Raw genomic sequence first — 14,144 nt, 5'->3', positions numbered from 1 at the left:
GGCAGGTGAAGGCATTGGTGTCCGCGGGCCGGTGGTGAACCGGCTCGCGGCGCCGACGCCGCATCCCCGTGTTCTCGTACATCATCCGCAGGTTGATCAGCGCAGTGGTCCTGCTGCTGATCGTCAGCGCGGTCACTTTCGGCATCTTCTTCCTGCTGCCGAAGCTGGCCGGGCAGAGCACCGACCAGCTTGCCCAGCAGTACATCGGAAAGGCCCCCACGCCCGCGGACATCGCCGCGGTCAAGAAGAATCTCGGCCTGGACAAGCCCGTGTACGAGCAGTACTGGGACTTCCTCAAGGGCATTTTCGTCGGCGTCGACTACAAATTCGGTCCGGAAGCGGCCAAGTGCCATGTGCCGTGCTTCGGTTACTCCTTCAAAACCCATATCGAGGTCTGGCCGGAGATCCAGAACCGGCTTCCGGTGACGCTCTCGCTGGCCGCCGGCGCGGCCGTGCTGTGGGTCGTCTCCGGTGTCGCCACCGGCGTGCTCTCCGCGCTGCGCCCCGGCTCGGTCTTCGACCGGATGGCCATGGGCGTCGCGCTGGCCGGCGTCTCCCTCCCGATGTTCTTCACGGGAGCCCTGGCCCTGGCCCTGTTCACCTACCAGTGGCCGATCTTCGAGCGCAGCGACTACATCTATCTGACGGACGATCCGTTCGGATGGGCCCGGACCCTGGTCCTGCCCTGGGTCACCCTGGCCTTCCTCTACTCCGCGCTCTACGCCCGGCTCACCCGGGCGGGCATGCTGGAGACGCTGAGCGAGGACTACATCCGTACGGCCCGCGCCAAGGGTCTGCGCGAGCGCAAGGTGGTCGTCCGGCACGGCCTGCGGGCCGCGCTCACCCCGATCATCACGGTCTTCGGCATGGACCTGGGCCTGCTGCTCGGCGGTGCGCTGATCACCGAACAGGTCTTCTCGCTCAAGGGGGTCGGTGCCTTCGCCGTCGAGGCGATCAACGCCAACGACCTTCCGAACATCCTCGGCGTCACCCTGCTCGCCGCGTTCTTCATCGTCATTTGCAACCTGGTGGTGGACGTTCTGTACGCCGCCGTCGACCCGCGGGTGAGGCTCTCGTGACCGACTCCTCCGAGGACAAGACCGAGGCCGCCGTGGGCGAACCCACCGCGGCAGGCTCCCGGCCCCCTTCCGCCTTCCTCGAAGTGCGGGACCTGAAGGTGCACTTCCACACCGACGACGGGATCGTGAAGTCGGTCGACGGCCTGAACTTCACCCTGGAGAAGGGCAAGACGCTCGGCATCGTCGGCGAGTCCGGCTCCGGCAAGTCCGTGACCTCCCTCGCCGTGATGGGCCTGCACCGCGCCTCGCGCCAGCAGCGCAGCAAGGTGAACATGTCCGGCGAGATCTGGCTGGACGGCAAGGAGCTGGTCTGTGCCGAGCCGGACGAGGTGCGCCGACTGCGCGGCCGCGAGATGGCGATGATCTTCCAGGACCCGCTGTCCGCGCTGCACCCCTTCTACTCGGTCGGCAGCCAGATCGTGGAGGCCTACCGGGTCCACAACGACGTGGACAAGAAGACCGCGCGCAAGCGGGCGATCGAGATGCTGGACCGGGTCGGCATCCCGCAGCCCGACAAGCGGGTGGACGACCATCCGCACCAGTTCTCCGGCGGTATGCGCCAGCGCGCCATGATCGCGATGGCACTGGTCAACAACCCTGAGCTGCTGATCGCGGACGAGCCCACCACCGCCCTGGACGTCACCGTCCAGGCGCAGATCCTGGACCTGATCCGCGATCTGCAGAAGGAGTTCGGCTCGGCGGTCATCATCATCACCCACGACCTCGGGGTGGTCGCCGAGCTCGCCGACGATCTGCTGGTGATGTACGGCGGCCGGTGCGTGGAGCGCGGCCCGGCCGAGAAGGTCTTCTACGAGCCCCAGCACCCGTACACCTGGGGGCTGCTCGGCTCCATGCCGCGCATCGACCGTGACCAGACGGACCGGCTGATCCCGGTGAAGGGCTCCCCGCCCAGCCTGATCAACGTCCCGTCCGGCTGCGCCTTCAACCCCCGTTGCCCGTACGCGGATGTGCCCAAGGACAACCTCACCCGTACGGTCCGCCCCGAACTGCGCGAGGCCGGCGGCGGGCACTTCTCCGCCTGCCACATGTCGCAGGAGGAGCGGGAGCGTATCTGGACCGAAGAGATTGCGCCGAAGCTGTGACCGAGACGACTGACGACCAGAACAAGAAGATTCCGCTCCAGAAGACGGCGGACGCCCCCGCGGAGCCTGCCGCGGAGACCTCCTCCGACGCCGAGCCGCTGCTGCGGGTCCGCGGTCTGGTCCGGCACTTCCCGATCACCAAGGGTCTGCTCAAGCGGCAGGTCGGGGCGGTGCAGGCGGTCGACGGCATCGACTTCGACGTCCGTCCGGGGGAGACCCTGGGCGTCGTCGGCGAGTCCGGCTGCGGCAAGTCGACGATGGGCCGGCTGATCACCCGGCTCGACGAGCCGACCGGCGGCTCCATCGAGTTCCAGGGCCAGGACATCACCCATATGTCCCCGGGCCGGCTGCGGCCGATGCGCCGGGACGTCCAGATGATCTTCCAGGACCCGTACGGCTCGCTGAACCCGCGGCACACCATCGGCGGGATCGTCTCCACCCCCTTCCGCCTCCAGGGCGTCGAGCCCGAGGGCGGGGTGAAGAAGGAGGTGCAGCGGCTGCTGGAGCTGGTGGGCCTGAGCCCGGAGCACTACAACCGCTATCCGCACGAATTCTCCGGCGGTCAGCGCCAGCGCATCGGCATCGCCCGTGCGCTGGCCCTCAAGCCCAAGCTGGTGGTCGCCGACGAGCCGGTCTCCGCGCTCGATGTGTCGATCCAGGCGCAGGTCGTCAACCTCATGGACGACCTGCAGGAGGAGCTGGGCCTGACGTACGTCATCATCGCCCACGACCTCTCGGTCATCCGGCATGTGTCGGACCGGATCGCGGTGATGTACCTCGGCAAGATCGTGGAGTTGAGCGACCGCAAGGGGCTCTACGAGTCGCCGATGCACCCGTACACCAAAGCGCTGATGTCCGCGGTGCCGGTACCCGACCCCAAGCGGCGCACCCAGCGCGACCGGATCCTGCTCAAGGGCGATGTGCCCTCGCCGATCAACCCGCCCTCCGGCTGCCGGTTCCGCACCCGCTGCTGGAAGGCGACCGAGGTGTGCGCCACCACCGAGCCGCCGCTGGTCGCGCTGCGCACGGGGCACCAGGTGGCCTGCCACCACCCGGAGAACGCGGAGACCACCACGGTCGCAGCGGACACAGCAGGCTCGGAGAACACCGGGCCGGCGGGCGGTAAGGCCGCAACCGGCAAGTAACTCTTGGGACTTGGCAAAGTCCTGGGCACAAAGCGGCGGGAGAGTGCAGAGTCAGCACGGTTGTTCGATCTTGAGGCGAACTTCATCCGTGTGTCCGAAGGGATGGCTCATGGCACTCTCCCGTTCCGCACGTCGCACCTCCCGCTGGCTCGCACTGGCCACCGCGGTGGCCTCGGCCGCCACCATCGCCGCCGCACCCGCCGCGTCCCCCGGCGCCCCGGGCATCGGTGACCCGTACTTCCCCCGACTGGGCAACGGCGGCTTCGACGCCCTGCACTACGACCTCGGCGTCAGCTACCACCCCGGCAGCGGCCGCCTCGACGGCCGCACCACGCTCACCGCCAGGGCCACCCAGAACCTCTCCGCCTTCGACCTCGACCTGCAGAAGCTGACGGTCGACTCGGTCCGGGTGAACGGCCGGCGGGCGCACTTCACCAGATCCGGCGACGAGATATCCCTGCGCCCCGACTTCCCGCTGCGCCGCGGTAAGAAGTTCACCGTCACCCTCGCCTACCACGGTGTCCCCGAGCCGCTGAACGGTCCGATCGTCTTCGGTTCCGACTACGGCTGGATGAAGACCAAGGACGGCGTCTTCGTCGCCTGTGAGCCGAACGCCGCCTCGACGTGGTTCCCCTCCAGCGACCACCCCGGCGACAAGGCCACCTACGACATCCGCATCGACGCCCCCGAGGGCCTGACCGGGGTCTCCAACGGGCGCCTGATCAGCTCCGGCCAGGCGCACGGCCGCTCGTACGCCCACTGGCGCGAGAGCCGCCCGATGGCGACGTACCTGGCCACCGCCACCATCGGAAAGTTCGACGTCCGTACCGGTACCACTCCCGGCGGCACGCCCGTCTACGTCGCGACCGACCCGACCCTGCCCACCGGCACCGTCGATGTCTACGGCCTCACCTCCGAGGCCACCGACTACTGGTCGAAGGTCTTCGGCCCGTACCCCTTCGAGGAGACCGGGGCGATCGTCGACGACATGCCGCAGGCCGGCTTCTCGCTGGAGGTGCAGTCCAAGCCCGCCTACTCGGCCGTGCGCAGCGAAGGGACCATCGTCCACGAGCTGGCGCACCAGTGGTTCGGTGACTCGGTCTCCGTCCGGCAGTGGAAGGACATCTGGCTCAACGAGGGCTTCGCCAGCTATGCGCAGTGGCTGTGGACCGAGCACCGCGGCACCCTGAGCGCCCATGACGCCTTCCGCAAGGCGTACGACGCCCGGCCGGCGAGCGATGCCTTCTGGAAGGTGAAGGTCGCCGATCCGCAGCGGGACACCATGTTCGCCCAGGCGGTCTACTCCCGGGGGGCGATGACGCTGCAGGCACTGCGCGAGCGGATCGGGGACACGGCGTTCTTCAAGCTGCTGCCGGCCTGGACCTCCGCGCACCGCTACGGCAACGCCGACACCGCCCAGTTCATCGCGCTCGCCGAGAAGATCTCCGGGCAGCAGCTGGACGACCTCTTCACCACCTGGCTGAAGACGGACAGCAAGCCGGCGCCGCCGGCGAACTGAGCACCGGCCGCCGCGGTCAGCCGGAGTCCTGCTGCCCGCGCCGGTCGCGGAGCTGCTGCGACCGCGGCAGGTGCAGTCCGAGGTAGACCGCGCCCATCCGCAGCGCGAACACCACCCCCGCCGAGATCGCCGCGGCGGGGGTGGCCCCGGTGCCGAGGTGGTCCAGCAGGAGGTAGCAGCAGCCGCCGGCCAGCGCGGCGATCGCATAGACGTCCTCCCGCAGCAGCAGCGGCGGGAACTCCCCGCACAGCACATCGCGGATGACCTCGCCGGCGACCCCGGTCAGGACCGCCAGGATGATCACGGCGAGCGGGGTGGCGCCCGCATCGATCGCGGCGCGGGCCCCGATCACCGTGACCACGGACAGCCCGATCGCGTCGACCACCAGCAGTGATTTGTGCGGCAGCTGCCAGAACCGCAGATAGATCATGGTGCCGACGCCGACACAGATGATCACGGTCAGCAGCACCCAGTCGTGCGTCCAGTACAGCGGCCGCCGGTCGAGGATGACATCGCGCAGCGTGCCGCCGGAGATCGACGCGGCGAAGGCGAGCACCAGGCCGCCGAAGGGGTCCATATTGGCGCGATAGGCGGCCAGCACCCCGCTCGCGGCGAAGGCGGCCACACCGACCAGGTAGAGGGCGTGAAGCATGGCGCTCATCATCGCAGGCCCGGAAGGACTGCTTCCGTTCGAGGCTGTAAAAATCTGACACTACCGGTCGGTAACCATCCGGTGTAGCGTGCAACCCATGGCTCTGGTGACCCAAGGCAACAGCGAGTTCGACCGCGATACGGCGGTCACCCGCCGCGCCCCCGGCGTCTACGACGCCCACCTCTCCGCCGGCTGGACGATCATCCAGGCGGTCAACGGCGGCTACCTCCTCGCCCTCATGGGCCGCGCCCTGGGCGACGCCCTCCCGCACCCCGACCCGCTCTCCGTCACCGCGCACTACCTGACGGCCTCGGTCCCCGGCCCCGCCGTGATCCGCACCGACGTGGTCCGCAGCGGCCGCACGATGTCGACCGGCACCGCCAGCCTCATCCAGTTCGCGGAGGACGGCAGCGAGATCGAGCGGCTGCGGGTGCTCGCCGCGTACGGCGACCTCGACGCGCTGCCCGACGACGTCCGCACCACCGCCAAGCCGCCGGCCATCCCGCCGTACGAGCACTGCCTGGCGGCCGACAGTGCCCCCGGGGGCCGCCCCGCCATCTCCGGCAGTACCGCCATCACCGAACGGCTCGCGCTCCGCCTGGACCCGGCGACCGCGGGCTGGGCCGTCGGTGCCCCGTCCGGCAAGGGCGAGATGCGCGCCTGGTTCGGTCTCGCCGACGGCCGCGAGCCCGACCCGCTCTCCCTCCTGCTGACCGTCGACGCCCTGCCGCCCACCGCCTTCGAGATGGGGCTGTCCGGCTGGGTGCCCACCGTCGAGCTGACCGCCCACATCCGCCGGCGCCCGGCGCCGGGGCCGCTGCGGGTCGCCATCACCACCCGCAATCTGGCGGGCGGCTTCCTGGAGGAGGACGCGGAGGTCTGGGACTTCGAGGACCGACTGGTCGCCCAGTCGCGGCAGTTGGCGCGTGCGGTGCTGCAGGAGTAGGGGGCGGGCCCTACCGGCCGGCCCGCAGGAACTCCGCCAGCTCCGCCGTGAGTTCGGCCGGTGCGTCCTCCTGCACCAGATGCCCGGCGCCCTCGATCACCCGGAGCCGGGAGCCCGGAATACGGGAGGCCAGCTCGTGCCCCTTCGCGACCGGGATCCAGGTGTCCTGCGCGCCCCAGCAGATGAGCGTGGGCGGCTCGACCGCGCCGTAGCGCCCCTGGACCTCGTCCGTGAACCGCTGGTCGTTCTGCGCGATCTGCCGGTAGAACGCCGGCTGCCCCTCTGCCGTGCACCAGGGTTCGATCAGCCGGTCGAGGACGGAGGGGTGCAGGCCCGGATGGCTCGCGGAGGAAACGTACTCCCGCACCAGCGCGCGGTGCAGCTCCGGCGGGAGCTGCCCGAACACCTCGGGGTGCGCGCCCAGCAGCCGGTAGGTGGGTGAGCCCCAGGGGGCCAGCGCCACCGGGTCGACGAGCGCCAGCCGCTCGTAGCGCGCACCGTGCAGCAGATGTGCCCGCAAGGCCACGGCCCCGCCGAAGTCGTGCGCGACGACGGCCGGCCGGGCCGCCTCGCCGTCCAGCTCCCAGTGCGCCAGCAGCTCTCCGAATACCCGGGCCTGCGCACCGAGCGAGACGTCCTGCCCGTCCCGCTTTCCCGAGGCGCCGTACCCCGGCATGTCCCACACGAATACCCGGTGCCGGGCCGCCAGTGCGTGGGTGACACCCCGCCAGACGTACGACGAGAACGGCGTCCCGTGCAGCAGGACCACTGCCGGTGCGTCCGCCGCTTCCTCGCCGTGCACCGCCCACCGCACCTCGTCGCCGGAAGCGCTGCGGAACGTACGGTCCAAGAGCCACTGTGTCATGACTGTCAGGCTATTTACTCCTTACAACGGTGTCGAGGCAGCGGGCCGCGGAACGGGCGACGTGCGGTCCGCGGGCCACCCGCCGAAATCCGGGGGCCGCCGCACGGAACCCGGTACCGGGCGTCCTGTGGCGCCCCGGCGCCCCGCCGCTCCCGCGCGCTGTGCATGCGCCCCCTGATCCCGCCGGGGCGGCTCGTAGAATCGTGCGCACCATGGTTTACCTCGACCACGCCGCCACCACCCCGATGCTTCCCGAGGCGGTGCAGGCGATGACCGCCCAGCTGACCGTCACCGGCAATGCGTCCTCGCTGCACGCCGACGGCCGGCGGGCCCGGCGTACCGTCGAGGAGGCGCGCGAGTCCCTTGCCGTCTCGCTCGGCGCACGCCCCAGCGAGATCGTCTTCACCGCGGGCGGCACCGAGGCCGACAACCTCGCGGTCAAGGGCCTGTACTGGGCGCGCCGGGCCGCCGATCCGGCCCGTACCCGCGTCCTCGCCAGCCCCGTCGAGCACCACGCGGTCCTCGACGCCGTGGAATGGCTCGCCGAGCACGAAGGCGCCCGCGTCGAATGGCTGCCGGTCGACACCTACGGGCGGGTGCACGCCGGGGCGCTGCGCGAGGCCATCGCCCGCAACCCCGCAGATGTCGCGCTCGCCACGGTCATGTGGGCCAACAACGAGATCGGCACCCTCCAGCCGGTCCGCGAACTGGCCGAGGCCGCCGCGGAGTTCGAGATCCCGCTGCATGCGGACGCGGTGCAGGCATTCGGCCAGCTGGAGGTCGACTTCGCCGCCTCCGGGCTCGCCGCGATGACGGTCTCCGGCCACAAGATCGGCGGACCGTACGGCATCGGCGCACTGCTGCTCGGCCGTGAGTACGCCCCGGTGCCGGTGCTGCACGGCGGCGGCCAGGAGCGGCACGTACGCTCCGGCACCCTCGACACCCCCGCCATCGCCGCCTTCGCCGCCGCCGGCCGGTATGCCGTCGCCCACCGCGAGGACTTCGCCCGCGACATCGGGGCGCTGCGCGACGACCTGATCAAGGCCGTACGCGCCGCCGCCCCCGATGCCGTCCTCGGCGGTGACCCGGACCCCGCGGGCCGCCTCCCGGCCAATGCCCACTTCTCCTTCCCCGGCTGCGAGGGCGACTCCCTGCTGCTGCTCCTGGACGCCCAGGGCATCGCCTGCTCCACGGGCTCCGCCTGCACCGCCGGCGTCGCCCAGCCCAGCCACGTCCTGCTGGCCTCCGGCATGTCCCCGGAGCTCGCCCGGGGCACCCTGCGGTTCTCGCTGGGCCACACCTCCACCGCAGAGGACGTGGCGGCGCTGGCGCAGGCCATCGGACCGGTCGTGGAACGGGCGCGGAGCGCGGGGTTGAGTTAGGGGCTGAGCCGGCGGGGCTGTGGCGGCGGGCTTGATTCGGTGGGCCGGTGCCATCAGGCCTACGGAATCGGGCCTACGGAATCGGGCCTCGCCAGTGGGTGGCCCTTTGGTGCTCCGGTGCCGGCGTTGCCCCCGGTGCCCCCGCGGGGGCCTGCGCACCGGCGTTGCCCCGGCCCGTGGCCCGCGGTGGCTTCGGTACGGGACGGCGCAGCTCGGCCCGTACGAGCCCCAGATACCGGTCCCAGTCCCAGTGCTTCCCCGGATCGGTGTGATCCGTCCCCGGCACCTCCCCGTGCCCCACGATGTGCTCCCGGTCGGCCGGGAAGCCGTAACGCCGGCATATCCCGGCCGTCAGCCGCGCCGAGGACGCGTACATGGCAGCCGTGAACGACTCCGGCCGGTCCACGTACCCCTCGTGCTCGATCCCGACGCTCCGCTCGTTGTAGCCGCGGTTCCCCGCGTGGAAGGCCACATCCAGCTCGCGGATCATCTGCGCGATATGCCCGTCCTTCCGGATCACGTAATGGGCGGCGGCCTCGTGAAACGGGTCCTGGAAGACGTCGAGCGCGGTCGCGTAGCTGCCCTGGACGACGTGGATGACCACCCGGTCGATCCCGTAGTCCGCCGGCCGGTCGGCCCGCCGGTAGTTCTCCGGGGACGCCGCGATCCACTGCGCGCCCCGGAAGTCCACCGCGCCCGCCGTGCGCGGCTTCTCGTTCCCCGGCAGCAGCCACCACCAGCGGTCCGGCGCACCGCCCGCCGCGAGCGCCGCGACCCCGGCGGCCACCGCCCCGCCGCCCCCGATCCACAACGCCCGCCGCCGGGTGAGGCCGGGCCTGGCCCCCTGGTCTTCGCGCTGCTCACCGCCGCTTTTGCCGGTGCTTTCCCCGCCGCCGTCCCCGTCCCTTTTCCCCATGCGCTCCATAACGCTTTCGGACCGGTCGGCGGTTCCGTCTACCCTGGACACGCTATGACTGATGACGCACCCCGCCGCCTCCGCGTACTCGCCGCCATGTCCGGCGGTGTCGACTCCGCCGTTGCCGCGGCCCGCGCCGCCGAGGCCGGCCATGACGTGACGGGCGTGCATCTCGCGCTCTCCGAGAACCCGAAGTCGTTCCGCACCGGCGCCCGCGGCTGCTGCACGATCGAGGATTCGCACGATGCCCGCCGCGCCGCCGACGTCATCGGCATCCCCTTCTACGTCTGGGACCTCGCCGAACGCTTCCGTGAGGACGTCGTCGACGACTTCATCGCCGAGTACGAGGCCGGGCGCACCCCGAACCCCTGCCTGCGCTGCAACGAGAAGATCAAGTTCGCCGCGCTCCTGGACAAGGCCCTGGCCCTGGGCTTCGACGCCGTCTGCACGGGCCACTACGCCACGGTCGTCCTGCGCGAGGACGGCACCCGCGAGCTGCACCGCGCCTCCGACATGGCCAAGGACCAGTCCTACGTCCTCGGCGTCCTCGACGACCGGCAGCTGGCGCACGCCATGTTCCCGCTCGGCGACACCCTCACCACCAAGGCGGAGATCCGCGAGGAGGCCGCCCGCCGCGGCCTGTTCGTCGCCAAGAAGCCGGACAGCCACGACATCTGCTTCATCGCCGACGGCGACACCCAGGGCTTCCTCGCCAAGCGGCTCGGCACGGCCCCCGGCGACATCGTCGACGAGTCCGGTGCCGTCCTGGGCAGCCACGAGGGCGCGTACGGCTTCACGATCGGCCAGCGCAAGGGCCTGCGCATCGGCCACCCGGCCCCCGACGGCAAGCCGCGCTACGTCCTCGACATCTCCCCGGTCGACAACACCGTCACGGTCGGCCCCGCCGACTCCCTCGACGTCACGGCCCTGACCGCCATCCGCCCCCGCTGGTGCGGCCGCCCCCCGACGGCCGGCCCCGCCCCGTACACGGCCCAGCTCCGCGCCCACGGCGGAGAGACCGAGGTCACGGCCGAGCTGGTCGACGGCACCGAGCTCCGGGTGACCTTCACCGAACCGGTCCGCGGTGTGGCTCCCGGCCAGGCGATCGTCCTCTACGACGGCAGCCGGGTGGTCGGCTCGGCGACCATCGCCACCACGGAGCGACGGGTGCGGGCGGGGGCCTAGCCTCGGTCCGCGAAAGGCTTGACGCCTTTCGGACCGGAAGCTTTAGTGATCGCGACTGACTTGAAACGATCACCTGTGCGGTGATCCGCGATCTCTTGGGGGAATGATGCGCGCTCGCACATCGGCCGGAGCGGCCCTCGCCGCCATAGGCCTCAGCCTCGGCCTGAGCACCGTACCGGCATCCGCGGCGCCCGCCGCTCCTGCCGTTTCCGGCGCTTCCCGGGCGCCCGCCGCGACCACGCCGGCCGCGAAGGCCCCGCCGAAGTCGGGGAAGGACAGCATCAAATGCAACGAGTCGAACGCGAAGGTCAACTTCTCGTGGAAGACCGGCTGGTCGACCACCACGGTCTACTACAACGACCACTGCCTGGGCGGTACGCGCACCACCGCCGCCTTCAAGTTCTACAACGGCGGATCGACGCCGTTCTACAAGTGCGTGACCTTCCAGGGCGACGCCCAGGGCACGTACAAGTTCGCGCACATCAACGAGATCATGGACGTCAGCAAGGACACCAAGAAGTGCAAGAACAACTAGTTCCTGCCTCCTTCCTGTCTCTTGGCTGAGATGGCCAGTCGCCGAGGTGGCCGGCTGACCGGACGGTGTCCGTTCGGTCAGCCGGCCAATGAGGCGAGGCGGGGCGCGGTGAAGGTGAACCGGCGCTCTTCCAGGCCGACATGACGCATCTCCACCCCCTGGTCCCCGGCCCGCAGAGCCATGTCGGCGACCTGGAGGAGGAATTCCGCTTCAGCCGCTTCCTCTCGCGGCGGCCGGACGAAGCCCTGGTGGACGCGTTGCGCCTCCGCCGCAACTGACAAATGTCATGGAGAAGCGAGGACAGTCGGAACTGTTGCGCGGCGTGGTCGTGCTCGAAGCTGAAGGAGTCGAGGAAAGACGCCGTTCAGCAGCACCTTGGGGGAGCCCGCCGTGAACCGTAGCCAGAGCGAGAGCCGACGTCAGCGCAGCCGGCCGAGTCAGGTGACCGCGGACGGCAGGAGCCCCCAGCCCAACGCGCCGGCGGGGAGTCTGCTGCCGCTGGTCCTGGACGTCGGGATTCCGCTGGCGTCGTACTACATCCTCAGCGACGGGTTCGGGCTGAGTGAGGTCGCGGCGCTGGGCTGGAGCAGCGTGGTGCCGGCGTTGCGTACGGTCTGGGGCCTGGTGCGGGGCGCGGGCGTCAACGGCCTTGCGCTGCTGATCCTCGTCGTCAACGTCGTGGGCCTGGCCCTGAGCACGATGACCGGCGATCCGCGGCTGATGCTTGCCAAGGACGGCGGGGTGAGCAGCGTCGTCGGCATAGCGATGATCGTTTCCGTGTTCATGGGGAAGCCCCTGATGACCGCCGGCCTCAAGCCGTTCGTGACGAAGGGGAACGCGGAGCGGAGCGTCGCCTGGGACCGGCTGATGGCCGGGTCCGCACCGTTCCGCCGGGCCGAGCGGAGGTTCTCGTTGATATGGGGGACCGTGCTGCTGGTCGAGTGTGCGGCGCGGGTGATCGGCGCCTACACCGTCCCGGTGCACACGATGGTCTGGCTGGGGACGGTGCTGACGGTGGTCGCCATCCTGCTGGCGATGGTCGTCGCGGGGGGCAGTTGCGCCGAGCCGATGGAGAAGATGGTCCGGGCCGAGGCGGAGCGCGTCGGCGGCCACCAGGACGGTGAAGCGCCGGCGGGCGGGGCGGGCGCGGCTGCCGCTGTGCCGGCCGTGACCGTGCCGGCCGTGACCGGAAGCTGAAGCGCACAGGGGCCCCGCGGCCGGGCGCCGACCCACAGGAGGGCAGCGTGAGCGGGCCAATGCCGAGCCGTCCAGCCCCTGTTGTTGCATCCAAGAGCATGGCGCGAAGCGTGGGGTACCTGTCGTTGACGCCATCCGGCACCGGATCAGAGGGTGGAGGAGTGAAGCAGCGCCGCATCGCCTTTGTGACCTTCGAGGGCTTCCAGCCTCTTGACCTCTTCGGCCCGTACGAGGTGTTTCAGTATGCCCACGAGCTCACCGATGCGTACTCCTGCCAGATCGTGGCATCGCAGCCGGGAGTGGTTCGGTCCGCCAGTGGGGCTTCGTTACACGCTCCCTACGGTGTGGCCGATCTGAACCCCGCGGAGATCGACACGGTGGTGGTGGCGGGCGGCGCCGGTGTCGACCAGGCCCGGCACGATCCGGTGCTGACCAGCTGGATCGCCGAGGCGGGGGCCAGTGCCCGGCGCGTCGCGTCGATCTGCAGCGGGGTGTTCCTTCTGGCAGCCGCCGGACTGCTCCGGGGACGGCGGGTGACCACCCACTGGGCGCGTGAGCAGCAGCTCATACGGGAGTATCCGGAACTGGTCGTCGACTGCGATCCGATCTTCCTCAGGGACGGTCGGATGTGGACGTCGGCCGGGATGACGGCAGGGATGGACCTCGCACTCGCCCTGGTGGAGGACGACTTGGGCCGGGAGATCGCCCACGCCACCGCGCAGGAGATGGTGATGTTTCTACGCCGCCCGGGTACCCAGTCGCAGTTCAGCGTCTCGTTGTGGTCGACGCAGCCGGCCACCGACCCCCTCCGTGCGGTGGTTTCGGCGATCCACGCCGATCCCGGCGCCCGGCACGGCATCGCCGACCTCGCTTCGCACGCCGGGTTGAGCCCCCGCCACCTCCAGCGCAGGTTCACCGCCGAGCTGGGCATTCCGCCCACCACCTATGTCGAAGGCGTACGCATCGAGGCTGCCAAGCGGGCGCTCGCCGAGGGTGATCACCCCGTCGAGGCCCTTGCCCGGCGGTACGGCTTCGGCACCGCCGAGACGCTACGCCGTGCGTTCCACCGGCACTTGGGCGTTTCACCGTCCGACTACCGCGACCGGTTCCGGTCCACCACGGAGCGCATATGACCACCTACGGCCTGCTGATCTTCGACGGTGCCGAGGAGTTGGATTTCACCGGGCCGTGGGAGGTGTTCACCGCTTCCTCCATGCTGCGCGATCATGCCGACACGGTGCGGCTCATCGCTGAACGTCCTGACGCCGTCCGCTGCAACAAGGGCATGAGGCAGGCCCGGCGCGCGGCTGCCGGGTCGCCACCCACTACCAGTTCGAGGACGCCCTGCGGGCCAGGGAGCCCCAAAGCCAAGACCGCAAGGCCGCAAGGCCGCAAGACCGGATGTTCCGGAGGAAACCGGGGAATCGGGGCCGTCGCGCGACGGATCACCGCATCTTCCGGCGGCCCGGGACGTCCCGGAGGCGGGCCGGCCGGGACCAGCCGCATCACGGGGGTGGGCTGGACCCGGCCGGTCGGTGGGACCGGCCGGCGCTTACGGGGAGGAGCGTGACGGAAATGGCGGGCATGGTCCGGTCCGGCGGTGTCCGTGTAGGGGTGGGT

General features: G+C 70.5%; 14 protein-coding genes. 11 read left to right on the top strand and 3 right to left on the bottom strand.

All coding sequences use genetic code 11. From position 1 onward, the window contains the following. Positions 1–68 precede the first annotated feature (68 nt). From OHS81_RS10340 to OHS81_RS10325, 4 genes are all read left to right on the top strand, one after another. On the top strand, positions 69–1,079 hold the full coding sequence (locus OHS81_RS10340) for an ABC transporter permease (RefSeq protein WP_328384504.1): 1,011 nt from the start codon (positions 69–71) through the stop codon (positions 1,077–1,079). After that, positions 1,076–2,182, top strand: coding sequence for an ABC transporter ATP-binding protein (locus tag OHS81_RS10335; protein ID WP_328384502.1), 1,107 nt, complete (start codon positions 1,076–1,078; stop codon positions 2,180–2,182). The genes OHS81_RS10340 and OHS81_RS10335 overlap by 4 nt, the downstream gene beginning before the upstream one ends. Then, on the top strand, positions 2,179–3,327 hold the full coding sequence (locus tag OHS81_RS10330; protein WP_328384500.1) for an ABC transporter ATP-binding protein: 1,149 nt from the start codon (positions 2,179–2,181) through the stop codon (positions 3,325–3,327). Before OHS81_RS10335 ends, OHS81_RS10330 begins: the two co-directional genes overlap by 4 nt. 109 nt (positions 3,328–3,436) lie before the next feature. Next, entirely contained in the window at positions 3,437–4,846 is a 1,410-nt protein-coding gene (locus OHS81_RS10325; RefSeq protein ID WP_328384498.1) for a M1 family metallopeptidase, read from the top strand. A 16-nt stretch (positions 4,847–4,862) separates the two neighbouring features. Here OHS81_RS10325 and OHS81_RS10320 read toward each other — a convergent pair whose 3' ends face one another. Further along, positions 4,863–5,510 (bottom strand): trimeric intracellular cation channel family protein, encoded by a 648-nt coding sequence (locus OHS81_RS10320; RefSeq protein ID WP_328384496.1) that lies wholly within the window; start codon positions 5,508–5,510, stop codon positions 4,863–4,865. An 85-nt stretch (positions 5,511–5,595) separates the two neighbouring features. Between OHS81_RS10320 and OHS81_RS10315 the strand changes: the two genes are divergently transcribed. Further along, complete coding sequence (locus tag OHS81_RS10315) at positions 5,596–6,444, top strand: thioesterase family protein (RefSeq protein WP_328384494.1); 849 nt, start codon at positions 5,596–5,598, stop codon at positions 6,442–6,444. Positions 6,445–6,454: 10 nt separating this feature from the next. Here the strand turns inward: OHS81_RS10315 and OHS81_RS10310 are convergent, their stop codons facing one another. Then, positions 6,455–7,309 (bottom strand): alpha/beta fold hydrolase, encoded by an 855-nt coding sequence (locus tag OHS81_RS10310; protein WP_328384492.1) that lies wholly within the window; start codon positions 7,307–7,309, stop codon positions 6,455–6,457. A gap of 212 nt (positions 7,310–7,521) precedes the next feature. On the opposite strand from OHS81_RS10310, the gene OHS81_RS10305 reads away from it, so the two are divergent. After that, complete coding sequence (locus OHS81_RS10305) at positions 7,522–8,691, top strand: cysteine desulfurase family protein (protein ID WP_328391029.1); 1,170 nt, start codon at positions 7,522–7,524, stop codon at positions 8,689–8,691. A 73-nt stretch (positions 8,692–8,764) separates the two neighbouring features. Here OHS81_RS10305 and OHS81_RS10300 read toward each other — a convergent pair whose 3' ends face one another. Beyond that, positions 8,765–9,616: an N-acetylmuramoyl-L-alanine amidase gene (locus OHS81_RS10300; protein ID WP_443058676.1), complete on the bottom strand. Its 852-nt coding sequence runs from the start codon at positions 9,614–9,616 to the stop codon at positions 8,765–8,767. A 45-nt stretch (positions 9,617–9,661) separates the two neighbouring features. Here OHS81_RS10300 and mnmA point away from each other — a divergent pair, with 45 nt between their 5' ends. The 5 genes from mnmA (at position 9,662) to OHS81_RS10275 (ending at position 13,657) form a co-directional block, all read left to right on the top strand. Beyond that, a complete protein-coding gene (gene mnmA / locus OHS81_RS10295) occupies positions 9,662–10,792 on the top strand; it encodes a tRNA 2-thiouridine(34) synthase MnmA (RefSeq protein WP_328384488.1) in 1,131 nt (376 codons plus the stop codon). A gap of 106 nt (positions 10,793–10,898) precedes the next feature. Next, positions 10,899–11,327, top strand: coding sequence for a hypothetical protein (locus tag OHS81_RS10290; RefSeq protein ID WP_328384487.1), 429 nt, complete (start codon positions 10,899–10,901; stop codon positions 11,325–11,327). A gap of 140 nt (positions 11,328–11,467) precedes the next feature. Beyond that, entirely contained in the window at positions 11,468–11,605 is a 138-nt protein-coding gene (locus tag OHS81_RS10285; protein ID WP_328384485.1) for a hypothetical protein, read from the top strand. A 163-nt stretch (positions 11,606–11,768) separates the two neighbouring features. Then, the gene (locus OHS81_RS10280) at positions 11,769–12,524 is read left to right on the top strand and encodes a VC0807 family protein (RefSeq protein WP_328391028.1); all 756 of its coding nucleotides are present in this window, start codon (positions 11,769–11,771) and stop codon (positions 12,522–12,524) included. A 161-nt stretch (positions 12,525–12,685) separates the two neighbouring features. Beyond that, positions 12,686–13,657, top strand: a complete 972-nt coding sequence (locus OHS81_RS10275) for a GlxA family transcriptional regulator (RefSeq protein ID WP_328384483.1) — start codon at positions 12,686–12,688, stop codon at positions 13,655–13,657. Positions 13,658–14,144: the final 487 nt, after the last annotated feature.

The organism is Streptomyces sp. NBC_00400 (genome assembly GCF_036048035.1).
Lineage (GTDB): Bacteria > Actinomycetota > Actinomycetes > Streptomycetales > Streptomycetaceae > Streptomyces.
The sequence above is the reverse complement of the archived record's forward strand: the minus strand, read 5'-3'. Positions and strand labels throughout refer to the sequence as shown.